Genomic DNA, 24229 nt, shown 5'->3' with positions numbered 1-24229 from the left:
AGGTTTGCGAATTTAAAGATTTATCGTTAAGTCTCAAACACTTATATTATTAAATAATTATTGAAAGCGAAGATTTTTGTTTAACCCTTCGCTTCAATTCATTTTTTATGTAAAACCCTCTTAGGTCAAATAAAATTCAAGACAAATATTATATTACATCCACTACGATTAATGGAGTTCAGGTATAAAAGAAGACAATTCTATTTTAATTTATCATTATTGTGATGCCTATCGTGATCTCGCTTCGTTTTTAAATCTAATTTTTTATCAAAAGCACTTTGCAAATCTATACCTGTTTGATTTGCCAAACACAAAACTACAAAAACCACATCTGCTAGCTCTTCTCCTAAGTCTTTATTTTTATCACTTTCTTTTTCACTTTGCTCACCATAACGTCTTGCAATTATTCTTGCGACTTCACCAACTTCTTCTGTAAGTTGCGCCATATTTGTAAGCTCGTTAAAATAACGTACTCCATGTTCTTTAATCCATGTGTCAACTTCTAGTTGTGCATTTTTGATGTTCATCTTAAATCTTTTTAAGTACTATTTTTTCTGTTTGAGTTTCAATCATTGATAAATAAAATTTCTTAAACTCTTCATAATCCTTAGGATAAACTAAAGATGTATTCATTAAAAAGCTAACATTTAATCGAATAAAATTTCCACTTTCATTAACAAGATAAGTAAACTCACCTTGATCTACATTGAACTCAATCTTTTTACTTTTTGGTAGTGATTCTACTTTATAACCCTCAGGAATCATAATATTAACTACATATTTATCGTTAAAAGGAAATGACAAATCAATAGGATAATTTCTGGTTTCAGATTTAAATGGATTTTCTTTTGTTGCTAAAAAGATTAAAGGTGTAAAATAGACATTCTCCCCAACCTCCTCAACTTCATTACTTAATTCAAAGCTATAAACTACTTTAACTGGTTGGTTAGTGTTTTTTGCATTCTCTATTTCCAAATCTGATACTAATAACTCTCCCTTATCTTTTTCTAAATATTTGATGTATTCATCGCTATTAACATTTGCAAATCTATTTCTAAATTGTTTAGCTTTATAATCAGATTTTAGATTTCTCACCTTGCCTTCTATAGAAAGGTTAGAGTTTATTTTTACGTTAATATACGTAGCTTCATCAGAGAGCAGTGAAGGTGTTAAATCTATCCACTTAGAATTTCCATTTTCCATTATTAACCTACCTTGCCAATTTAACACCCTTCCAGGCAAGACATTAAACTCACTAAAAGGTTCTGTTGCATCCAATAAAGCACTAAAACCGTCACCTTCCATAAAACAAACTATGTAGTTAAATCCTTGTCGAGTAGGAAATAAAGGTATGCCATTATTTTTAGTACTAACCAATACAGGATCTGCTTTAATACCAACGTAACGTAGCATCGAAATAAGCATTAAATTAATATCTGCTACATTACCAACCCCTTCTTTATAGGCTTTTCTAACTCCAATATCGCTACTGTAGCCATAGAATTCATTCCATTTTACTTTTGTTTTTACAAAATTAAAAATCAGAAACGCTTTTTGCGCTGGATCGTCAATACCAGCTATAATTGCATCTATATCATCTTTAAAGTAGTTAGTGCGATCTAATTGATTTCCAAATTCCGAATTATTATAAATTGTCTTAGTTACAGCATCCCAACTAGAGGACAACGATTCAACTGGTTGATTAGGATACCTGATTTCAGAAAGTTCTAAAATGAGTTTAGTTTTATAATTATCAAGATTATCTACAAAAGGCTCGTCTTTTAGTGCAGGAATATTAGTTTCATTACTTGTAATTACATTTTCTACGAATGTGAATTCTGAATGTGAGTATGTCGTTTTTGACACATATAATCCAGACCTGTTTTTATCGGTTGTTCTTTCGGTTCTATTTCTTTTAGATTGATTAATTCTTGGTATATAGGATGCTTTAGGATTAACTAACTTATTATAAAAAAAATATTCTGGAGTTTTTATACTTAAATCAAAAACATTGATTGGAATGGTGTACTGATATTCAATGTCATCAATCGCTGAAAAAGGCGACGATATTTCATAAGTATATTCAATAACGGAACCGTCATTTATATTAGGCATTGTAAATGAACTAATCTTCCAATATTTATTGACTTCTTCTTTAAAAACTCCATCTTTCTTTAATTTAAAATCTTCAATTTCTCCGTCAATTAAATTATAAGTATATCCTTTTAAGCTTTTTAAGTCCTCACTTTTTGAATTCGATTCATTGTACAATCTAATTCTTTTAGTTGCCCACTTATAGCCTTCTTTATTATAAATTTTAATGCGCTCGTGCACTTCTCTAATTTGTCTAAACCCTTCACTTTGGCTAAATTCAAATCTGATATCCACTTTTTTATAAAGTACTGCTGCATTAGCTGAAGAATCTTTAGGGTTAAAAGATTCTGTAAGTTCTGTTTTAGAGACCTTACCAAATTTAAAATCTTGAGCTTTTGAGTTTAATGTAAATAATAGTATGAATACTAGAATGGTAACCTTCATGAAATAATTCTTGATTATAAATTTTAGAGATTGATCTTAAATCTTTTTAAGTACTATTTTTTCTGTTTGTTTCTCAAGTGCTTGAGCAATAAACTCTTTAAAGTACGCATAATTTTCAGAAAGTATAAAAGAAGAATTAATATTTAACTCCACATTCACCTGTAAAAAGCGTCCGTTTTGATTTATTAGATATTTGAATTCTCCTGTCTTATCAGAAAAATCTAACGCTTTATTTTCTGGCAATGTTTCAACATCATAACCTTCAGGTAACATAATGTTGATCATGTATTTATCAGACATTGGGTACATTAAGTCAATTGGCAACGTACGTTCGTCTTGTTTAAATGGATTTTCTTGAGTGCTCAAAAAAAGTAAAGGTGAAAAGTACAATTTATCACCAATCTCTTCAACCGCATTATCCATTGTGTATTCATATGTGATTTTGATTGGCTCTAATAGATTATCTTCTCCTTCTACCTCCAAATTAGAAATAATTAAATCGCCTTTATCTTTTTCTAAATCCTTAATATACGTATCATCACTTACATCTGCATAGGTGTCTCTATATCGTTTTGCGACATAGTCAAACTTTTGTGATCGCACTTTTCCTTCCGCAGAAAAATCAGGATTTATTTTAATATTTAATCCTATAATGTCTTTTGAAATTGTACGTGATGCTAAATCAATCCATGTAGAACTTCCATTTTCTCTAATCACTCGACCTTGCCAATTTAAATCTCTTACAGGTAATGTATTAAAAGTTGCATTTTTATCTGTTGCATCTAATAATGACATTATCTCCTCGTCTTCTATAAAACAAATCACATAATTGAACCCTTTACGTGTTGGAAATAATGGCACACCATTACTTTTTGTACTAATTAATACTGGATTTGTATTAATGCCTGCATATCTAAGCATTGACACGAGCATCAAGTTTATATCTCCAACGTTACCAACACCTTCTTTATAGGCTTTTCTTACACCAGCTTCTGTAGAATAACCGTAATAGCCATTCCATTTTACTTTGGCTTTTACATAATTATAAATAACAAATGCCTTTTGAGCATTGCTTTCTAAATCACTTATTAAAGCATCAATATCATCTTCATAATAACCAGATTTATGCAATTGATTTCCAAAATCATCAGACTCATAAATAGTTTTAGTTACAACATCCCAAGTATTTGCTAAATTTTTAAAAGGTTCGTTAGGGTATTTAACTGCTGTTAATTCTAGTTCTAACTTGGCTTGATAGTTACTTAAATTATCAATAAATGGTTCATCTTTTAAAGCAGGAACATCAACTTCATTTGTAGTATAGACATTATCAACAAAATCAATATTTGACTGACTGAACTGCGTTTTAACAACACCTGCTCCATTTGTCATACCATCAGATTTAGACTTACTCCTAATAATAGTACTTCTATTGGCTTTTGATGACTCAAATTTTGGGTGGAAATTTGCTTTAGGGTTTAAAAGCTTGTTATAAATAAAATATTCTGGTGTACTAACTTCTGCTTCCAAAACATTAATTGGTATGGTGTACTGAAGTTCCATATCATCAATTGCCAAAAAAGGAGATGTAATGACATAGGTGAATTCTACAATACAACCTTCTTTAATATTTGGCATCGTGAAAGAAGTAACATCCCAATATTTGTTAGCCTCTTCTTCAAAAATACCATCTTTTTTGAGCTTATCATCTTCTACTTTACCATTGATTAAGTTATATGTATAGGCTTTTAAATTATTAATATCTTCTTTGGTAGAACTCCCATTATATAATCTCACTTGCTTTGTTGCCCAATCAAAACCTTCTTTATTATAAATTTTTATACGTTCATGAATGGTTCTATTTTGCACAAAGCCTTCTCCTTGTTGATACACAAAACGCACACTTTCCCTTTTAAATAATACAGCAGCATTTGCTGTTGGATCTTTAGGATGTGCTTTCTCTGCTAGCTCTTCTTTTGAAACTTTTCCAAATTTAAAATTTTGAGCTTGTATATTTAATGTGATAAGTAGTACTGCTACTGTAATTATTATTCTCATTGTTTAGGTTTTAGAAATCAATACAATTTTAGATTTATCATGTTTTACCATCGTTGACATAAAAGTTCTAAAATCGTCGTATTCTTCTTTTGAGTAGAAGCCTTTGTTTAGTATTTGTGTCCGTTTGTAAAGTAATTTATCGTCTGATAATTTTTCAATAGAGAAAGAATAGCTTCCAAATTTATTAGAAATCTCAACGGTATTTGGCATCGCTTCAATATCAAAATTTGGATCTATGGCAATAGTAAATTCATCTACATCTTTATATCCTCTTTCTATTTCAAAATCTAAAGTTCTCTTTTTATATCGCGTAGGAATTCGTGTTACTTTATTAAACACATTAGGCTGAAACAATAATCGGTTACCACTTTTTGTAGCAAAACCAGTAGCCTTAATAGTTACATTTTCAGTAAAAACAACAGCATCTTTATCATTAGTGAATTTTATATTTTCTACGGAAAGATTGTTTATATAATCCCAATAGTCTTTAAAATACAACTCTTGATCACGCAACGGTTTATTTTGAATACCTTCATGAAGTCCATATTGATAACCATGCGTTTTAATAATGACATCTGCGGAAATTGAACCGTTATCAGTAATAGTTACACTTGCATTAGTGGTTTGTAAATTATCTTCTGTTGCATACGCTGTTGTGTGAATAATTTTGCCACCTTCTGGAGTAATAAGCAACGCATCTCTATCATCTGTAAAACCTGCTATAAAACCAAATGGATTTGTTTGACTGGTACATTCCAACCAAATATCTTTAGTCTCATTTGGAATGCATAAAACGGCATGATTTCCTTCAGTAGCAGAAAATTCGGTATCAAAACTTGTAATATCGTGTCCTCCATAAATAACAGCATAGTAAGATTCTACACCTACTTCATCTAAAAGTGCTTTGGTGTAATTAGATAACCCTTTACAATCTGCATAACCTAAGCGTTCTACATCACTTGCTAACATAGGTTTCCATCCTCCAATACCTACTTGCACACTAATGTATCGTGTTTTGTCTTGCATATAGTTATAGACAATTTTGGCTTTCTCAGTATCTGTAGTTGCATCTTTTGTTAAGGCTTTAACTTCTTCTTTTACTTGATCAGGAATGATTTCTGTACCAATGAGAAGCTCATCATGCATCCATTTCCCAAAATCTTGCCAGTTATTATTTAAACCTTTAATACCTTCCATATCAAAATCAACAAGTGCTGCTCTCACTTTAGGAGCATAGCTTTTAAATGACGGACTGTAAGCTTCTGGTTTTATAGACTTTAAATTTTTTGCCGAATAATGAAAATCATTATGTACCTCAATAGCATAATCCTCAAGATGTATTGCTTTTATCTTAACTTGAGTATCTGAGTTGTTAATGATTTTATATTCTGAATTTTCTGTACTTACATAAAAGCCTCTAAGAGGTCTCCAAGATGGCACAAAAGCAGTACTTCTAAATTCTACTTCTGTTTCAAAAACTATAGTATATGGGTAATTTATTGGTGTATAATTAAGATATTTTAATCGGTTATCCTCATAAAGAGATACATCACTTACAGCACTCACATCTTCAAAATCTTTTTCTTTAAACTTCCTTATTTCTTCGCCATTACTATCATAGATTCTAGCTTCTAAGGTTTTAATCTTTCTATTTTCGTCATATCCTACAACAGTACCTTGATCTGATATCCCATTTTCATTATAGACAGTTACGATCCGTTTATTACTATATAAAAAATTATTATAAGCTTTTACTTCTATAAGTGTATTGTCATATCTAACAACTGCGTTAGCTTTTATTCTTAATTGTAAAGGAACAGTAGAAGATTTAAGAAGGTCTTCATCTTGCGCATTTACAAAAGGAGAGACTAATATTGCGAACAAAATTAGATAGGATTTTAAGGGCATTGTGAAGCGTTTTAGTTAAGTCGGTTTTCAAATATAGAATTTTTACTCAAACAGCCTATGTAAATAATCGTAAAAAATCATAAATATTTAGACGTCAGCTTTTTTGAAAGAAAATAATGAATCAATAAAATGATTCCACAAGGCATAGCGATATATTGAATTTCACTCAAAATAACTCTAATTCCCCATTCTGAAAAGAATTCTTCAACGCCAATTGGAGATACTTTTATCTCTCTAAAAGGAAAAAAATATCTTGTGTTATCAAAAGGAATAAAAAAACCTACGCCTTTTCCTCCACTTGTCATAGCATCCAAGATTCCGTGAGATACAGTTGATAAAAATAAAACAACAGCAAAGACTAGTTTTCTAGAATTTCCGAAGAAAAAAGTAAGTAACGCACTCCATAACAAAGCAAACAAGATAGAATGTGTAAAACCACGATGGCCTAAAGGGTGTAAATATTCTATGCCAAACGAAAATCCTATAACATCTAAATCTGGTAGCATTGAAGATCCAATGGCCAGAAAAATCAATAATTTACTAGACGTAGAATCTGCAACTTTTGCTACTGTATAGGCAACCAAACCATGACCAAAAATTGATGCCATTAGGTTTTATCTTTAGTATCAATGATAATAGTTACTGGTCCGTCGTTGAGCAATTCTACTTTCATATCTGCTCCAAATTGACCTGTTTGAACTGGTTTTCCTAAATCTGTTTCTAATTGTTTTACAAATGCTTCGTAAAGTGGAATGGCAACATCTGGTTTTGCTGCTAAGAGATAACTTGGCCGATTTCCTTTTTTAGTACTTGCATGAAGAGTAAACTGACTCACAACAATGGCATCGCCTTGGGTTTGAAGTAATGAGGTATTCATCACTCCATCTTCATCTGAAAAAATTCGAAGATTAGAAATTTTATTTGAGAGCCATTTAATATCTTCTTGTGAATCATCATTAACAATCCCAAGAAGCACCAATAATCCAGTATTGATTTTGGCTACTTTTTCTCCAGTTATAGTGACTGAAGCTTTTGAAACACGTTGAATAACTGCTTTCAATTTTGTTTAAGGTTTTAAAATTCAACATTTAGAGATTCTGTTAATTACTTTTCCTCCCAATTATCTGTTCTATAATGCTCATTTTCGCCTTCTAAAATTTGAAGATAACTACGATATCTTGAAATAGCAATTTCATCTCTATCCAATGCGTCTTTAACAGCACATTTAGGCTCTTCTTTGTGAAGACAATTATTAAACTTACAATCTTGTTTGAGTTTGAAAAATTCTGGAAAATAATCGGCTACTTCTTCTTTATCCATATCAACAATTCCGAAACCTTTTATTCCTGGAGTGTCAATTATTTTTGCATCAAAACTCAAATCAAACATTTCAGCAAATGTTGTAGTATGTTGTCCTTGACTATGTTGTGACGAAATAGCTTTTGTTTTTAAATCCAATCCAGGTTCTATGGCATTTACTAATGTAGATTTACCAACACCAGAATGTCCTGCAAACATGCTTACCTTACCGAGCATTAATGCTTTGACCTTATCTATGTTTTTTCCTGTTTCCGCAGAAATACCAATACACTCATAACCAATAGATCTATATACATGAGCTAAATATCTTACTTCGTCTAAAGTTTCTTCATTATATGTATCCACTTTATTGAATAGTAACACGGTTTTTATTTGATAAGCTTCGGCAGTGACCAAAAAACGATCTATAAAACTTGTGAATGTTGGCGGATTATCTATCGTAATCAACAAAAACACTTGATCGACGTTGGATGCAATGATATGCGTTTGTTTGGACAGATTAACCGATTTACGAACGATATAATTAGTACGATCATGAATCTTATCAATCACACCTGTAACCTCATCATTGTTAGTTTCTAGTTCAAAGTCCACAATATCTCCAACCGCAATTGGATTTGTGCTTTTAATGCCTTTTAATCTAAATTTACCTTTGATTCTGCATTGGTAAGCTTTACCTAAATTGGTTTTAACTGTGTACCAGCTTCCTGTAGATTTATAAACGAGTCCTGTCATTATAACAAAGATGCTAATAATAAGCGTTTAAACCAATAAAAAAAGACCATCGATTGATGGTCTTTTTATAAGTCATTTGAAATATTAGTCTAAGGTCATACGACCAAGCTTATCTTGAGATCTTCTAGACGAGTAAATAAGGTACTCTTTATTTGTGATGATATGATACACTCCTGGTCTCAGGATTAATTGATCTTTTTGTAATTCTTCTGGGTCAATTCTAGTAATATCACCATTACCTTTATTGAATGTAAAGGCTGTAGGTATCGCTTTATTATAGTTTCCTAATTTTTTAATTTCTTCAATATCTGTTATACCCATGTTTTTCTTATTGTCATTAAAAACAACAGTAAGTTCACCATTAGTATAAATTGGTATTGCTCCTAAATACTCAGGTCCTTTACCCAAAACAGCAACAGGAATTGAAACACCAACACCTACCGAAAAATTTGAGCCACTAGCAAAACCATACATTCCAATAGACATTGTTGTAAAACTCGCTGTTTGTTCTTTTGCTAGAACATTTGCCCATTCTACTGAGCCATCTGCATTTAATGACGTTACAATAATTTCATTGGTGATAAATGTGATAGGTGTAAACGTTACACCTAGTCCTCCAATACCAATACCTGAAGATCTACCAATAATTGATTGTCTGTATTCTGCAAGAAAAATTAAACCTCCATCTTCTTTTTCAATTAAACTATGCGTTGAATAATAAGGTGGAATATCTTTATCTTTTTTAGCTCTACGTTCACCAATTAGTTTAGCCTTAGTTTCAAAATCAAAGACATTAAATTTTAAATTGGTCACTTCATTTGAAGATGCGTTTATCGTTGCAGAGTAAATCCCTTTTAATTTCCAATTGGCTTTTCCTCGTTTATTAACACTAGAATAAAAACCAACTAAATTAAGCGTATTATTTGCTGTCATTAACATCTCACAATTAATAACTTCTTTTCCTGTAAAGTCAATATTTATAACTTCTTGTGTAAAACCGTTAGCTTTTTTAAAGGCATGAACTTCAAATTTTTCTATATTCTTTTTTGCTTTTCTATCTCTATAACTTTCGTTAATAACAAGAAATATGTCGTCTTCAAACGTAAGATCAAAATCTGCAATAGTAAATTCTAAATCTTTTCTATCTTCAAATGATACACGCTCTAGATGAGATGTTACAATATCTAAGTTTTCATTAACCAACTTAATTTCATATTGCATAATTTCCTCTTTATCAAATAAAGAAGCATGCATAATTAAAAGTTTATCTTGGTTAGGCGAATGTTTAAAATAGAACGCACCTCTTTCTCTGTTTTTGGTCACTTTTGTAGAGAATAATTTAATTGTGTTCGTTGTAAGTTTTCCTTCTTCGGAAATTTCTACAGCTAACAAATTATTGATTTTATTCTTTTTATCGTAAACACTTCCAATGATGTAAACCTTATTATTTAAAACAGCAATTTCTTCAAAAACAGGTTCTTTATCTTTAAAATCATCCATTTCAATTTCATTTACCGAAATTAAATCCATGTCTGTTGAGCTAAACACTTTGATGTAAAAATTCTTCCCTTTTGTTGCTAAGGTGTAAATTTTACCATTAGCTTCACCAGCTATTCTAACAATTTTTTCTTTGTCTTCTTCAATTTCTTTTCCGTGAGTAATTGTAATTGGCCCTAATTCTCCTTGAGCATTTACTGTAGTGAAGGATGCGACTAACAGTAACATTAATGTCATTTTTTTAAGCATAAGTATGTCATCTAGTTGTTGAGTGAGAAAGAATATTCTTTCATGAACAAAAATAGACTTTTAATTGACTTTTCAGTTTATATCAATAATAATCTATATTCTAATCGCTTTTTTTGAAGCAATTTGCGTGCCATTAACATTGAGACTAAAAGCAAAACAGGTCTTTAAATCATGAATAGTTTTACTTAAAATATTGAATTCTTAAAAACTCTAATGAGTAAAGCGCATAAAAAAAGCCTCAACTTAATGAGGCTTTTTTATTTTATAAATTAATGATTATCCTTTGATAATCTTTTCTTGATGATTAATTGATTCTTGGTGAATTGCTTTAAACATGCGTAAAATAAATTCTTCACTCAGTCCTTTTTCATTACCATCTAAAACCATTTTACCTAAAATCTCATTCCAACGTTTACTTTGTAAAACTGCAACGTTTTTTTGTTTTTTAAGACCTCCAATACCATCGGCAACTTTCATTCGTTTTCCTAATAAATCAATAAGTTGGCTATCTACAACATCAATTTGAGCTCTTAAATTGTTAAGCTCTGAATTGTACTCAGCTTCTGGATCAGATTCTTTTCTAATTTTTAAATCCTCCATAATTTTAACCAAAGCCTTTGGTGTAACTTGCTGTGCTGCATCACTCCAAGCATTATCTGGATCATAATGAGTTTCTATCATCAACCCATCAAAATTAAGATCTAAAGCCGTTTGAGATACATCAAAAATCATATCTCTTTTACCTGTAATATGTGATGGATCATTAATTAAAGGCAAATCTGGAAATCTATTTTGAAACTCAATAGCTAATTGCCATTCAGGTATATTTCTATATTTTGTTTTCTCATATGTTGAAAATCCTCTATGAATTGCTCCTAGGTTTTTAACTCCTGCGCTATATAATCTTTCAATACCACCTAACCATAACGCTAAATCTGGATTTACTGGATTCTTAACTAAAACCGTTTTATCTGTTCCTTTAAGTGCATCAGCAATTTCTTGCATTATAAAAGGACTTACTGTAGAACGTGCACCAATCCATAATAAATCAACATCATGTTCTAGAGCTAACTCTACGTGGTTTCTATTGGCAACTTCTGTACAGGTTTTCATTCCTGTTTCGGCTTTTACTTTTTGTAACCATTTTAAACCTAAAGCACCAACACCTTCAAAATTTCCTGGACGCGTTCTTGGTTTCCAAATCCCAGCTCTAAAATAATTAACGTCTGTATCCTTTAGCTCATGTGCTATTCTTAACACTTGCTCTTCGGTTTCTGCACTGCATGGTCCAGCGATAACTAGTGGGTGATCTAACCCAAGTTTATCTAACCATGTTCTCATCTCTTTTTTGTTTTCCATTGCTTTTGGTCTTTTGGTTTATTTTCCGAAGAAAACAAAGTCCGTTCTTTTTTACTTAATTTTTATTTTGGTGTTATTGTATTCTTAATTCAAACCTTTTAATATATCCTTGATATGGTTTGTGTTTTTCATTTCGTTGTAAATGGCATCAAAATCATCTGCTTCCATCAAAGCTTTAAATTGTTTGAGGTTATTAATGTATTCATCTAGAGTTTCAATGACATTCTCTCTATTTTGCTTAAAAATTGGTGTCCACATTGCTGGAGAACTTTTTGCCAATCGTACTGTACTTTCAAATCCACTGCCAGCCATATCAAAAATATCGCGTTCATTTTTCTCTTTTTCTATCACAGTTTTACCCAACATAAATGAGCTAATATGTGATAAATGAGATACGTAGGCAATGTGTTTATCATGAGCTTCAGGATTCATATAACGTATTCGCATCCCTAAATCTTGAAACAACTTTAAGGCTTTTTCTTGCAGCTTAAATGTTGTTTTTTCTACTTCACAAATGATGTTTGTTTTCTTCTGAAATAAATTTGCAATAGCAGCTTTTGGACCAGAAAACTCAGTTCCTGCAATTGGATGAGTTGCTAAAAAATGATGTCGGTTTTTATGACTTTCAACAGACTTACAAACCGGAAGTTTAGTAGAACCAACATCAATCACAAGCGTTTGTTCTCCAACCTTATCTAAAACTTTAGGCAATTCTAAAATGGCTTTATCTACAGGAATTGAAAGCACTACCAAATCTGCCTTTTGCAAATCATCATAAGTCGCTTTTTCGTCAATTAAATTAAGACTCAAAGCTTCAACCAAGTGATTTTCATTAGAATCAATCCCAAAGATTTTGGCATCCACATAATTGGACTTGATGTCTATTGCTAAACTTCCGCCAATTAATCCAATGCCTATGATGTATATATTGTTCATCTTTTAATTCCTTTACTTCGGTCCCGATAGTTATCGGGATTGTAATTCACTTATGTCGATAGTTCCAAACCTTCCTAACGTTGGGCAGAGAAAAACAGAACTTTTTATTTCAATCTTGCTAGAGCTTCTTCTAATTCATCAATTGAAGCACATAGCGAAAATCTTATATAGCCTTTACCGTTGCTACCAAAAATTGTTCCTGGTGTGATAAAAACAGATTTTTCTTTTAGTATTAAATCAATGTACTCTTCTGCATCAATAAATTCTGGCAACTTAGCCCAAACAAATAATCCAGAAGCGCCTTTATTATAGGTGCATTTGAGTGCATCTGCAATTTGCCAAACGATTTGTCGTCGTTGATCATAAACGCTATTTAAACTCGTAAACCACATGTCTGAACATTTTAAAGCTTCAATTGCACCTTTTTGGATGCCTAAAAACATTCCAGAATCCATATTACTTTTCACACGTAATACAGCGTCTATATAATCATGTCTTCCTAACAACATTCCTACTCGCCAACCAGCCATATTAAAGGTTTTGCTCAATGAGTTTAATTCTAAGCACACATCTTTTGCATCTTTATATTTCAGAATACTTCTTGGGAAACGATTGAGTACAAAACTGTACGGATTGTCATTAACTATTAAAATATCATGACGTTTTCCAAACTGAATTAAGTCTTCAAATAATTTAACAGATCCTTTTTCTCCAGTTGGCATATGTGGATAATTTACCCACATAATTTTTACATTTTCAACACCTCTTTTTTCTAGAGCTATAAAATCTGGACACCAATTAGACTCTTGTGTTAAATCATAAAATACAGGAACTGCTCCAACTAAATTAGTAACCGATTTATAGGTTGGATAACCTGGATTAGGGATTAAAACTTCATCACCTGGATTTAAAAATGCCATAGAGATATGCATAATTCCTTCTTTGCTTCCCATTAACGGAAGCACTTCAGTATGTGCACTAACATTGACTTGAAAATGTGTTTTATAAAAGTCTGCAATAGCTTCTCTTAATTCTGGAATCCCTTGATAGCTTTGATATTTGTGTACTGTTTCGTCTTCAAAAGTTTCTACAAGCGCATTGAGAACTGCTTCTGGTGGATGCAAATCTGGACTCCCAATACCTAAATTAATTATAGGCTTGCCTTGAGATTTAAGTAATCGTACTTCTCTTAATTTTTTTGAAAAGTAGTATTCTTCTACATTTTGTAAACGATTGGCAACCTTTATCATAGTCTTGCGTTTTTATATTCTCCCAAAACCTTAAAGTCTTGTGCCATAATTTTTAATATTGATTTTGCTTTCTCGTAGTCTTTATAAGACTCAAAAGTAACATCAACAAAAAAGGCATATTTCCAAGGGGTTTCAATTTTAGGAAGTGATTGAATCTTTGTTAAATTTAACTTACAATCACTTAATACGTTTAAAATAGTCGCTAAACTTCCTCTTTTATGGTCTAATTCAAATTTTATGGATGCTTTATTGATTTCATGTTCTGGTATTTCAGAGTTTTTGGTCTTAACGATAAAGAAACGTGTTTCGTTGTGTTTAATGGTTTGAATGCTTTCTGAAATGATATGTAGCTCAAACAATTGTGCTGCTAAACGCGATGCAATTGCTGCAACATTTTTAGTTTGATTGTCCTGAATCCTTTGTGCTACTTGAGCTGTATCAATATCTTCAATTAATTTAATATGAGGATAATGTTTAAAAAAAGCTTTACACTGCAATAAAGCCATAGGATGAGAATACACTTCTTTAATATCGTCTATCGTTTGGTTTGGCAATGCCATTAAATGATGTTGAATATCTAAATAATGTTCTCCTACAATATGTAAATTATGAGAATCTATAAGTGCATAATTAGGAATGATTGAACCTGCAATAGAATTCTCAATAGCCATTATAGCTGCATCACTTTTATGATTAAGGATACTATCAATAACAGCATCAAATGTCATACACTCGTCCACCACAATATTCTCATCAAAATATTGCTGTGACACAATGTGATGAAATGACCCTTTAACTCCTTGTATGGCTACCGATTTAATCAATTTATTATTTCTTAATTATGTGATCCCGAAATACTGAAACAAGTTCAACATAAACAAGTTTGGGATTTACTCAACTACATATTTTGAATTTATTTTCAACGTTTCAAAATATAGTTTCACAAAAAAAAGTCTCGATTTTCATCGAGACTCATATTATATTTATTACCTATAAATTATACATATAACGCCTCTTACTTTTCGCTAAAAAAGAAATAAAACCAGTTATAATATGTATGATTTGACGTGTTCATATTCATTATCCATAACAATGGATATCTAAATTATGATGCTAATGTACTTATATTTTTAATAAATCAAAATTGTTAGACAATTTTTTTAGGTTTAACATTTCAGAATTAAAGAATTCATAATTTAAACTAGGTCATTAGCAATTATTACTATTTTTGAATAAATAAATTGATTTATGTCTATTGAGGTTGAAAACGTTTCAAAAGTTTATGGCGAACAAAAAGCGCTAAACAATATTTCATTTTCTGTTAATACAGGAGAAATTGTTGGGTTTTTAGGACCTAATGGTGCTGGAAAATCTACGCTAATGAAAATCTTAACTACTTACATTAATGCAACTGATGGTGTTGCAAAAGTAAGTGGTTTTGATGTAGATGCAAACAAACAAGACGTGCAAAAAAATGTAGGCTATTTGCCAGAGCACAACCCTTTGTATTTAGAAATGTATGTTAAAGAATACCTCACATTTAATGCAGGGATTTATAAAATATCTAAAACGAGAATCAATGATGTTATTGAACTCACTGGTTTAACACCTGAGGCTCATAAAAAAATTGGTCAGCTTTCTAAAGGATATAGACAGCGTGTTGGTTTGGCTAATGCTTTACTTCATGATCCATCAGTTTTAATTTTGGACGAACCAACTACTGGATTAGATCCAAATCAATTGGTAGACATTAGGCATTTAATTAAGAATATTGGTAAAGATAAAACGGTGTTTTTATCTACGCATATCATGCAAGAAGTTGAGGCTATTTGCGATCGTGTTATCATTATCAATAAAGGAGAAATCGTTGCCGATAAAAAGCTCAAAGATTTACGTGATGAAAAGGAACAAACCGTTATTGTAGAATTTGATTATCGTGTTGAAGATGCTTTTTTACTGAAACTTCCTAACGCCAAAACTGTTAAAAACACACACGATTTTATTTATGAAATCACATTTTCTACAGCAGAAGATATGCGTTCTCATGTATTTGATTTTGCTCATGATAATGAATTGAAAATTCTTCAGCTCAATCAAAAAAATGCGAGTTTAGAGAGTTTGTTTAGGGAATTGACGAGTTAGTGTACAGTATTCAGTAAAATATTGAAAGTTTACTTATTATCAATATAAAAAGAAACAGAAAGACTCATTTCAAGATTCCAATTTCCGCAGGAATTCTACTCAAAAACAAGTTGTCCAGTATAAAATTGTTCCACATCAATTATTGGAGGTGTATTCACTACAATTACATCACCTGTACTTCTAATTTCACCAATTAAAGATTGCTGTGCATTTATAATCATATCATTACTACTGCGTTGAAAAATGTTCACATTCTGAGCAATTAGATGTCGACCTTCAAAACGTGCATCACCAGAGTAATATTCTAACTTTAAATTATCGACTTCTCCATTAATAAATGACGTTGACAAATTATTTACAACGATTCGTAATGAACTACAATCTATATCTAAATCAAAATTACCATCTGTAGAAAACGCATCTTCTTCGTTAGAATCTTCAGAAATCAAAGTTAAGTTATCAAAAGTCAAAATGCTTTGACTACTTACTGTTATACCTGATCCGTTTCTAATTTCGGTAAGGTTTGGAGTGGTAACAAAAACTTTAGTGAGTCCGTAATCGCGAGTTAAATTACACCCATTATTGTTATATAATTTAAGGCGTCCATCGTCTACTCTCACCTCAATATCACTCATTAAATATTCGCCAGTTTGTACAGTAACGCTTTGTGTTGGTCCATCTGTTACAATTAATTCAACACGAGGAAATACAGTAATCGTTGTAAAGATTTCTACATCAAACTCTTTTTCTATGATGTCTCCAGCATTTTGAAAACAGTCTGGCGCATTCTCACCATTACATGATAATAGAATGATTGCAAATACTGAATATATTAGCTTTCTCATAATCGTATTCCTATTCCAAATTCAACGGCTTCTGCTTTTGCTCCATGAGACTTTAATGTAATGGCTCCAAACATCTTGTCACCAAAATAACGTTTTAAACCAATTCTATTATAAATACGACCTTCAAAATCGTACGGATAATACACATAATAACCCAATTGAGACACAAATGACATTTTATTGATAAATAACTCATGACCTACAAAAACTCCAACACGTTTCCAATCTTCGTCGCCTTTGATATCAAATTCTGGGTATGCAACTGAATAAAAATGAATCAATTCTTCTAAAAACTTTGAAAAGAAGATATCTGTACCAACTTGGATGGCACTTTTTCTATTTAAACGTTTGTCTGCATAAGCTGAAATGATAAAAAACGGATATTGACCAACATCAATAACATCGCTTTCATTAACGCCAGCTCTTAAAACAAAATTATATTTTATGGGTTCTTTATATTTTTTTTCCTCGGAATTTGGGATATAATCAGGTTCGTTTTCATAATTAAACAAATAATTAGCACCAACATTAAATGCTAAGGTATTTGTAGATGTATTTGGTGCTCTAAAATTAGCATTAGAATAATGAATGACAGAAATTCCTGCCTGTAAACCAATCCCCTTGAAGATATTCTCTTTTTTGTAATTAAACATCAAAAAGGTAGTGCTCATCAGATCTGAACCATAGGCATTATTTCTAAAATTTGTGTTTTTATCATACGGATTTGTTGTGTATGCAATTCCCTGACCAATTCTAAAGTTGAGATTTCGCTTTAAAAAATAAAAATTATAATGCGCATACAAGCTATAGTTTTCTCCTAGATATGAGTTTTTCATATCCTGATACACGAATGAAAAACCCCAATCTGGATAATTAAATCTACTTTCCCAGTCTTTAAATCCATAGGTTTTTCTATTGTAACTTAATATCAAACCGCTAGGATGATCTGTAATTAAATGCGAAATATCTGGATTATGTTCTAAAACTGTTCCGTAGAAAAAATCGGCATCTATTGTAAAAAGATTAGGCTCTTCTTCTTGTGCAAAAGCAGTCACACAAAACAAATAAAAAAGGGAGGCTAAAAAACGATTCATAAATCTAGTTATAGAACTCATCTTGACATTTTCGGTTAAAACAAAAAGTTAAGATGAGTTCAGGGCGTAAAAGTATGCAATACCGTTTACAACTTAAATTATATTTGAGATAATTAATTCAGACGATTAAAAAACGAGATCCTAATTTGTAGTGTGTGTTTTTTCTAAAGCGTAAAAAGTTGCCTGTGCATAATCATCATCATTTCCAGTATTATTCACATGATACACTCCTGCTTTAAAATACATGTATTGTCCGCCAACATTAAAACCACTATTTTCCATATTTATAGTTTTAATAACATCACTTTTTCCTTCTCTAATAATGGTAACCGTTAAATCATCTCCAAACACTTTAATCCTGTAACTAAATGTTTCATTAAGCGCTATTCCGTCATCAGGATTTGAAGCACTATTACTTCTAGAGCCTATCATATCATGCCATTGTTCAGCTCCATTTCCATCTGTAGGTTCGTGGGCAAAATAAATAGAACCAAGTGTGTTGTTTGGTAATTTTCTATAGTAAATACGAATAGGTTCATCATTATTTGCATGTATTTGTCCAATAATGACGCGTCCAACATGACTACTACTACCTGATGTTGTCACATGATTTAGTGCAAGAGTAGCGTTCATTTCTCCATCATAACCTGCAGCAGCATTTATATCTGAAGCTGGAGCAGTACCAAAAACCCAGTTGTTTGCATTAACACCTTGCGTACTAATATTTGTATTTGTACCTCTTAACATTTCACGCAACTCTACTCTTGTATAGATTGTATTTGAAGATGTTGTAAAACCAGCTACAGGACATTTAAAAACCATTCCACCATCATCTGCAGTATAAAAATAATTACTATTTTCATAAGCATTGTTAAGCTGACTAACCGTAATTGTTGTTGCTGTACCATTTCCTTGGTCTATAGGAATACTTAAATTCCAAGTAGACAAATCAAAATTCTCAGAAGGTGCACTATTTGGATCGAGGCCTTCTATATTTTCTTCTGCAGCTGCTTGTGTTATTGTGACGTTTCTTAAAAGATTACCACCAATAATTGTTATTATTCCTGAACGATTATTAGTGTTCGGATTTGCTTCTACGGAAATGCTTATTGTACCATTATTAGTACCATTTGAAGGTGAAATAGTAATCCAACTAACATCTTCATTTGCGGTCCAATTCAAATTTGAAGTCACAGTAACAGATTGAGTTTCTGCATTAAAAGAAAACTCAGAAACTGAAGATACATTTAGATTATCTATTTGCATATCTTCATTAGAGTCATTAGAACTACAACTACATAGACCTATAAAAACTAAATACGCAAAAACAGTGTTTAATATTTTCATAATATATTTTTTACAAAAAAAACTTAAAAGATAATAGAAACCTAAAAAAACCGAATTCAAATCTAGGTTCTACCTAAAAAACCTGCTCAGCAATTTCTTTTATATTGGTACTCTTTCCCATAGAATAATAATGTAATACAGGCACATTAGCTGCTAACAACTCTTTAGATTGTTGAATTGCCCACTCAACCCCTACTTGTCTCACTTTGGCATTGGTGTCACATTTTTCTATGTCATCAATTAAAATTTCTGGTAAATCAATTTTAAATACTTGAGGCAATAATTGTAAATGACGCTTTACCGCAATTGGTTTAATTCCTGGAATTATAGGCACATTAATCCCGTAATCTTTGGCAGCTTTTACAAACTCAAAATATTTAGAATTATCAAAAAACATTTGGGTAACAACATAATCTGCACCAGCATCTACTTTTTCTTTTAATCGTTTTAAATCGGTTTGCAGTGAAGGTGCTTCAATATGTTTTTCTGGATAACCTGCAACACCTATGCAAAAATCAGACTTGTGATCTGCCTCTAATACATCGTGTAAATATTTTCCGCAGTTTAAATTCTGGATTTGACCAACTAATTGACTTGCATATTGATGACCACCATTTGTAGCTTCAAAATATTTTTGATGACTCATCGCATCACCTCTTAAAGCCATCACATTATCAATTCCTAGATAATGGCAATCTACTAACAAGTATTCTGTTTCTTCTTTAGAAAAACCACCACACAACACATGAGGAACCGTATCTACATCATATTTATGTTTAATTGCAGCACAAATACCAACAGTGCCAGGACGCATTCTTGTAATTTTTCTATCTAACAAACCATTGCCTTTATCTATATAAACATACTGCTCTCTAGAGGTCGTCACATCAATAAATGGAGGTTTAAATTCCATTAATGGATCAATATTATTATACAATTCCTGGATGCTATTTCCTTTTTTTGGTGGTATCATTTCAAAAGAAAACAACGTTTTTCCGTTGGCTTTTTTTATATGGTCTGTTACTTTCATAGTATCATTTTGATACGAAATAAGTTGCTAATAAAGACACTGTAGTTAACAGCATTAATTGTAGCACAAATCTTATTTCTTCTTTATATTTTTTCATAATCTTGGCTTTAAAAATTAAAGTGCAAGATTACTACTTAGTTTATTATTATTTATGTTATTAATTCTAAGAAATTGTTAAGTTTCTGCTAGGTTTGGATTAAGCCATTTTCTTGCTTCATCTTCACTAATATGTCGTCGCTTTGCGTAATCTTTTAATTGGTCTTCTGTGATTTTTCCTAGTCCGAAATACTTCGCTTCTAGATTTCCAAAATAATAGCCACTTACACTTGCCGCTGGCCACATGGCTAAACTATCTGTTAATTTCACACCTATGTTTTCTTCAACATTTAATAAGTCCCAAATGGTTTTCTTTTCTAAATGATCTGGACACGCAGGATAACCTGGAGCAGGACGAATCCCTTTATAACTTTCTTTGATTAATTCATCATTAGTTAAGTTTTCTTCGGAAACATAACTCCAATGTTTTGTTCTTACTTCTTTGTGCAAATATTCTGCAAAAGCTTCTGCTAATCGATCTGCCAAAGCTTTAATCATGATTGAATTATAATCATCGTGATCTGCTTCAAATTGTTTGGCTAATTCTGCAGTTCCGAATCCTGTAGATACACAAAATGCACCCATATAATCTTGTATCCCAGAATCTTTTGGAGCCACAAAATCTGCTAAAGCGTGATTAGGAATACCTTCTTTTTTACTTAATTGTTGACGAAGGGTTAGGAATGTAATTGTTTCGTTTCTGTTTTTAGAAACACTTCGACTGCGCTCAGTGTGACATTGAGACATATCTAATTCAATATCATCATCATTAACTGAATTTGCAGGAAATAAACCAAAAACGGCTTTTGCTTTCAACAGTTTCTCATCAAAAACACGTTTTAAAAGTTCTTTTGCGTCTTTAAATAACTCTTGTGCTTGTGAACCAACAACATCATCTGTTAGAATATCTGGATATCGTCCGTGGAGATCCCAACTTCTAAAAAACGGACTCCAATCAATAAAAGGTTCTAATGTTTTGATATCAAAATCATCGATTATTTGAATCCCAAGCTGTTTAGGTTTTACAATTTCCGAAGTACTCCAATCAATTTTAAATTTATTTTGTCGAGCATCTTCAATCGTAAGATATTTTTTCTGCTTACCTCGTTTTAAAAACTGGGCTCTAAATTTATCGTACTCTTCTCGTATTTGTGCTTTATAAATTGTGCTGTCTTTTTGGAGTAAATTACCAACAACAGTCACTGCTCTAGAGGCATCATTAATATGCACAACTGTATGATTATATTTTGGTGCAATTTTCACAGACGTGTGCGCACGAGATGTTGTTGCGCCTCCAATAATTAACGGAATGTTTAAATTCTTCTTTTCCATTTCTTGAGAGACATATACCATTTCATCAAGTGATGGCGTGATTAATCCGCTTAATCCAATTACATCTACATTTTCTCTAATGGCAGTTTCGATGATTTTTTCTGGTGGCACCATAACTCCTAGATCTATAATTTCGTAGTTATTGCATCCCAAAACGACACTCACAATATTTTTACCAATATCATGAACATCACCTTTAACCGTAGCCATTAAAATACGTCCTGCAAATTCTTGTTTACCGTCTTTTTCTGCTTCAATGAAAGGTTGTAAATACGCTACTGCTTTTTTCATGACACGAGCAGATTTCACTACTTGTGGTAAAAACATTTTTCCGCTTCCGAAGAGATCTCCAACTACGTTCATCCCAATCATTAAATGACCTTCAATAACATGAATTGGTTTATCTGCTGCTAATCTTGCCTCTTCTGTATCTTCGATAATAAAAGCATCAATTCCTTTAACAAGACTATGGGTAATTCTATCTTGTAAGGATTCGCTTCGCCATTCTAAAACTTTAGTAACATCTTGTTTTTTATCTCCTTTTACGGTTTCTGCAAAATCTAAAAGACGCTCTGTTGCATCATCACTTTTATTAAACAATACGTCTTCAACGCATTGTAATAAATCCTTCGGAATTTCATCATAAATCTCTAACATAGTTGGATTCACAATACCTAAAGTCATCCCATGTTGAATAGCGTGATATAAAAATGCAGAGTTGATAGCTTCCCGAACTGTATTATTTCCGCGGAAAGAAAAAGACACATTACTCACACCTCCTGAGACATTTGCATAGGGCAAGTTTTCTCTAATCCATTTTGTAGCATTGAAAAAATCTAGAGCATTTAAACGATGCTCGTCCATACCTGTTGCGACGGGAAAAATATTAGGATCAAAAATAATATCTTGTGCTGGGAAGTTGACTTCGTTGACCAAAATATCATACGAACGTTTGCAAATCTGTATTCTTCTATCATAAGTATCTGCTTGCCCAACCTCATCAAAAGCCATCACAATTACTGCAGCTCCATAACGTTTTACCAGTTTTGCTTGACGCTTAAATTCTGCTTCACCTTCTTTTAAACTAATGGAATTGACGACACATTTACCTTGAGCCACTTGCAATCCTGCTTCAATGATTTCCCATTTAGAACTATCAATCATCAACGGAATACGAGCAATATCTGGCTCAGAAGCAATAAGGTTTAAGAACTTGACCATGGCATATTTTCCATCAAGCATGCCTTCATCCATATTCACATCCAGAATTTGCGCACCACCTTCAACTTGATCTCTAGCTACGCTTAAGGCTTCGTCATACTTTTCTTCTTTTATTAATCTTAGAAATTTTCTAGAACCTGTAACGTTAGTTCGTTCTCCAACGTTTATGAAGTTACTTTCTGGAGTTACAACTAGCGGTTCTAATCCTGATAAGGTTAAATATTTTCTACAGTCACTGTCTGCCATTATGCGAGTTCTTTAATTTGTCTTGGTTGATAATTTTGAGCTACATCTGCAATAGCTTTTATATGCTCTGGATTTGTTCCGCAGCAGCCACCAATAATATTGATTAATCCGTCTTTTAAATAGTCTTCAATTAATGCTTGCATCTGTTTTGCTGATTGGTCATATTCTCCAAAAGCATTTGGTAATCCAGCATTTGGATGAGCAGATGTATAAAACTCAGTTTCATGAGATAAGCGTTGTAAATACGGTTTGAGTTGTTCTGCTCCTAAGGCACAATTAAAACCAACACTTAATAAAGGAATATGAGAAATGGATGTTAAAAATGCTTCTACGGTTTGACCAGATAATGTTCGTCCAGAAGCATCTGTAATTGTACCAGACACCATAATTGGGATGTCAATTTGACGTTCTTCTTTAACTTCTTCTATGGCAAATAATGCTGCTTTAGCATTGAGCGTATCAAAAATAGTTTCGACTAAAAGCACATCAACTCCACCATCAATTAACGCTTCAACTTGTAGTTTGTAGGCTATTCTTAATTCATCAAATGTGATGGCTCTGTATTCTGGTTTATTAACATCTGGCGACATGCTTGCAGTTTTATTAGTTGGACCAATACTACCAGCTACAAATCGAGGTTTATTTGGATTTGCTTTTGTAAATTCATTAGCAACTTTCTTAGCAATTTTTGCAGACTCATAATTTAGTTCGTAGACCAAATCTTCCATGTCATAATCTGCCATAGCGATTGTTGTACCAGAAAAGGTATTGGTTTCTACAATATCTGCTCCAGCTTCAAAATAGAGTTTATGAATATCTGCAATAGCTTGCGGTTGCGTTAAGGATAATAAATCGTTATTTCCTTTTAGTGACGTTGGGTAATCTTTAAAACGTTCTCCTCTAAAATCTTCTTCGGAAAAATTATAACGTTGCAACATGGTTCCCATGGCACCATCGAGTACTAAAATTCTTTTTTGTAAAGCTTGTAAAATATCTGACATCTATAAAAATTTATAATATGTCATC

19 protein-coding genes are annotated in these 24229 nt (G+C 32.0%); 1 reads left to right on the top strand and 18 read right to left on the bottom strand.

The window, feature by feature from the left end; all coding sequences use genetic code 11:
• Window positions 1-200: 200 nt before the first annotated feature.
• From WNY78_RS12630 to WNY78_RS12575, 12 genes are all read right to left on the bottom strand, one after another.
• The gene (locus tag WNY78_RS12630; RefSeq protein WP_194509533.1) at window positions 201-527 is read right to left on the bottom strand and encodes a nucleotide pyrophosphohydrolase; all 327 of its coding nucleotides are present in this window, start codon (window positions 525-527) and stop codon (window positions 201-203) included.
• A 1-nt stretch (window position 528) separates the two neighbouring features.
• On the bottom strand, window positions 529-2538 hold the full coding sequence (locus WNY78_RS12625; protein ID WP_342873567.1) for a DUF3857 domain-containing protein: 2010 nt from the start codon (window positions 2536-2538) through the stop codon (window positions 529-531).
• Between the two features lie 36 nt (window positions 2539-2574).
• The gene (locus tag WNY78_RS12620) at window positions 2575-4596 is read right to left on the bottom strand and encodes a DUF3858 domain-containing protein (RefSeq protein WP_342873566.1); all 2022 of its coding nucleotides are present in this window, start codon (window positions 4594-4596) and stop codon (window positions 2575-2577) included.
• A 3-nt stretch (window positions 4597-4599) separates the two neighbouring features.
• On the bottom strand, window positions 4600-6504 hold the full coding sequence (locus tag WNY78_RS12615) for a DUF3857 domain-containing protein (RefSeq protein ID WP_342873565.1): 1905 nt from the start codon (window positions 6502-6504) through the stop codon (window positions 4600-4602).
• 77 nt (window positions 6505-6581) lie between these two features.
• On the bottom strand, window positions 6582-7112 hold the full coding sequence (locus tag WNY78_RS12610) for a metal-dependent hydrolase (RefSeq protein WP_342873564.1): 531 nt from the start codon (window positions 7110-7112) through the stop codon (window positions 6582-6584).
• Window positions 7112-7564, bottom strand: a complete 453-nt coding sequence (gene dtd / locus WNY78_RS12605; protein ID WP_342873563.1) for a D-aminoacyl-tRNA deacylase — start codon at window positions 7562-7564, stop codon at window positions 7112-7114. Before dtd ends, WNY78_RS12610 begins: the two co-directional genes overlap by 1 nt.
• A 44-nt stretch (window positions 7565-7608) precedes the next feature.
• Window positions 7609-8559: a ribosome small subunit-dependent GTPase A gene (gene rsgA / locus WNY78_RS12600; protein ID WP_342873562.1), complete on the bottom strand. Its 951-nt coding sequence runs from the start codon at window positions 8557-8559 to the stop codon at window positions 7609-7611.
• A gap of 84 nt (window positions 8560-8643) precedes the next feature.
• Window positions 8644-10284, bottom strand: a complete 1641-nt coding sequence (locus WNY78_RS12595; protein WP_342873561.1) for a hypothetical protein — start codon at window positions 10282-10284, stop codon at window positions 8644-8646.
• Between the two features lie 297 nt (window positions 10285-10581).
• Complete coding sequence (locus WNY78_RS12590) at window positions 10582-11664, bottom strand: bifunctional 3-deoxy-7-phosphoheptulonate synthase/chorismate mutase type II (RefSeq protein ID WP_342873560.1); 1083 nt, start codon at window positions 11662-11664, stop codon at window positions 10582-10584.
• 84 nt (window positions 11665-11748) lie between these two features.
• Window positions 11749-12600 (bottom strand): prephenate dehydrogenase, encoded by an 852-nt coding sequence (locus WNY78_RS12585; RefSeq protein ID WP_342873559.1) that lies wholly within the window; start codon window positions 12598-12600, stop codon window positions 11749-11751.
• Between the two features lie 104 nt (window positions 12601-12704).
• On the bottom strand, window positions 12705-13850 hold the full coding sequence (locus tag WNY78_RS12580) for an aminotransferase class I/II-fold pyridoxal phosphate-dependent enzyme (RefSeq protein ID WP_342873558.1): 1146 nt from the start codon (window positions 13848-13850) through the stop codon (window positions 12705-12707).
• The gene (locus WNY78_RS12575) at window positions 13847-14674 is read right to left on the bottom strand and encodes a prephenate dehydratase (protein WP_342873557.1); all 828 of its coding nucleotides are present in this window, start codon (window positions 14672-14674) and stop codon (window positions 13847-13849) included. The genes WNY78_RS12580 and WNY78_RS12575 overlap by 4 nt, the downstream gene beginning before the upstream one ends.
• A gap of 424 nt (window positions 14675-15098) precedes the next feature.
• Between WNY78_RS12575 and gldA the strand changes: the two genes are divergently transcribed.
• Window positions 15099-15992, top strand: coding sequence for a gliding motility-associated ABC transporter ATP-binding subunit GldA (gene gldA / locus WNY78_RS12570; protein ID WP_342873556.1), 894 nt, complete (start codon window positions 15099-15101; stop codon window positions 15990-15992).
• A gap of 95 nt (window positions 15993-16087) precedes the next feature.
• Here the strand turns inward: gldA and WNY78_RS12565 are convergent, their stop codons facing one another.
• From WNY78_RS12565 to WNY78_RS12540, 6 genes are all read right to left on the bottom strand, one after another.
• Window positions 16088-16837, bottom strand: coding sequence for a head GIN domain-containing protein (locus WNY78_RS12565; RefSeq protein WP_342873555.1), 750 nt, complete (start codon window positions 16835-16837; stop codon window positions 16088-16090).
• A complete protein-coding gene (locus WNY78_RS12560) occupies window positions 16834-17931 on the bottom strand; it encodes an acyloxyacyl hydrolase (protein ID WP_342873639.1) in 1098 nt (365 codons plus the stop codon). The genes WNY78_RS12565 and WNY78_RS12560 overlap by 4 nt, the downstream gene beginning before the upstream one ends.
• A gap of 141 nt (window positions 17932-18072) precedes the next feature.
• Window positions 18073-19278, bottom strand: a complete 1206-nt coding sequence (locus WNY78_RS12555; RefSeq protein WP_342873554.1) for a polysaccharide lyase family 7 protein — start codon at window positions 19276-19278, stop codon at window positions 18073-18075.
• Window positions 19279-19351: 73 nt separating this feature from the next.
• The gene (gene metF / locus WNY78_RS12550) at window positions 19352-20308 is read right to left on the bottom strand and encodes a methylenetetrahydrofolate reductase [NAD(P)H] (RefSeq protein WP_342873553.1); all 957 of its coding nucleotides are present in this window, start codon (window positions 20306-20308) and stop codon (window positions 19352-19354) included.
• A 174-nt stretch (window positions 20309-20482) separates the two neighbouring features.
• A complete protein-coding gene (gene metH, locus WNY78_RS12545) occupies window positions 20483-23203 on the bottom strand; it encodes a methionine synthase (protein WP_342873552.1) in 2721 nt (906 codons plus the stop codon).
• Window positions 23203-24204, bottom strand: a complete 1002-nt coding sequence (locus WNY78_RS12540; RefSeq protein WP_342873551.1) for a homocysteine S-methyltransferase family protein — start codon at window positions 24202-24204, stop codon at window positions 23203-23205. Before WNY78_RS12540 ends, metH begins: the two co-directional genes overlap by 1 nt.
• Window positions 24205-24229: the final 25 nt, after the last annotated feature.

The sequence above is a fragment of the Psychroserpens sp. AS72 genome (genome assembly GCF_038900375.1).
GTDB lineage: Bacteria > Bacteroidota > Bacteroidia > Flavobacteriales > Flavobacteriaceae > Psychroserpens.
The sequence above is the reverse complement of the archived record's forward strand: the minus strand, read 5'-3'. Positions and strand labels throughout refer to the sequence as shown.

What these genes read in the sequence shown, in the direction of transcription:
- WNY78_RS12630 (WP_194509533.1), bottom strand. Translation starts at nt 527, where the DNA reads ATGAACATCAAAAATGCACAACTAGAAGTTGACACATGGATTAAAGAA.
- WNY78_RS12625 (WP_342873567.1), bottom strand. Translation starts at nt 2,538, where the DNA reads ATGAAGGTTACCATTCTAGTATTCATACTATTATTTACATTAAACTCA.
- WNY78_RS12620 (WP_342873566.1), bottom strand. Translation starts at nt 4,596, where the DNA reads ATGAGAATAATAATTACAGTAGCAGTACTACTTATCACATTAAATATA.
- WNY78_RS12615 (WP_342873565.1), bottom strand. Translation starts at nt 6,504, where the DNA reads ATGCCCTTAAAATCCTATCTAATTTTGTTCGCAATATTAGTCTCTCCT.
- WNY78_RS12610 (WP_342873564.1), bottom strand. Translation starts at nt 7,112, where the DNA reads ATGGCATCAATTTTTGGTCATGGTTTGGTTGCCTATACAGTAGCAAAA.
- rsgA (WP_342873562.1), bottom strand. Translation starts at nt 8,559, where the DNA reads ATGACAGGACTCGTTTATAAATCTACAGGAAGCTGGTACACAGTTAAA.
- WNY78_RS12595 (WP_342873561.1), bottom strand. Translation starts at nt 10,284, where the DNA reads ATGTTACTGTTAGTCGCATCCTTCACTACAGTAAATGCTCAAGGAGAA.
- WNY78_RS12590 (WP_342873560.1), bottom strand. Translation starts at nt 11,664, where the DNA reads ATGGAAAACAAAAAAGAGATGAGAACATGGTTAGATAAACTTGGGTTA.
- WNY78_RS12585 (WP_342873559.1), bottom strand. Translation starts at nt 12,600, where the DNA reads ATGAACAATATATACATCATAGGCATTGGATTAATTGGCGGAAGTTTA.
- WNY78_RS12580 (WP_342873558.1), bottom strand. Translation starts at nt 13,850, where the DNA reads ATGATAAAGGTTGCCAATCGTTTACAAAATGTAGAAGAATACTACTTT.
- gldA (WP_342873556.1), top strand. Translation starts at nt 15,099, where the DNA reads ATGTCTATTGAGGTTGAAAACGTTTCAAAAGTTTATGGCGAACAAAAA.
- WNY78_RS12565 (WP_342873555.1), bottom strand. Translation starts at nt 16,837, where the DNA reads ATGAGAAAGCTAATATATTCAGTATTTGCAATCATTCTATTATCATGT.
- WNY78_RS12560 (WP_342873639.1), bottom strand. Translation starts at nt 17,931, where the DNA reads ATGAATCGTTTTTTAGCCTCCCTTTTTTATTTGTTTTGTGTGACTGCT.
- WNY78_RS12555 (WP_342873554.1), bottom strand. Translation starts at nt 19,278, where the DNA reads ATGAAAATATTAAACACTGTTTTTGCGTATTTAGTTTTTATAGGTCTA.
- metF (WP_342873553.1), bottom strand. Translation starts at nt 20,308, where the DNA reads ATGAAAGTAACAGACCATATAAAAAAAGCCAACGGAAAAACGTTGTTT.
- metH (WP_342873552.1), bottom strand. Translation starts at nt 23,203, where the DNA reads ATGGCAGACAGTGACTGTAGAAAATATTTAACCTTATCAGGATTAGAA.
- WNY78_RS12540 (WP_342873551.1), bottom strand. Translation starts at nt 24,204, where the DNA reads ATGTCAGATATTTTACAAGCTTTACAAAAAAGAATTTTAGTACTCGAT.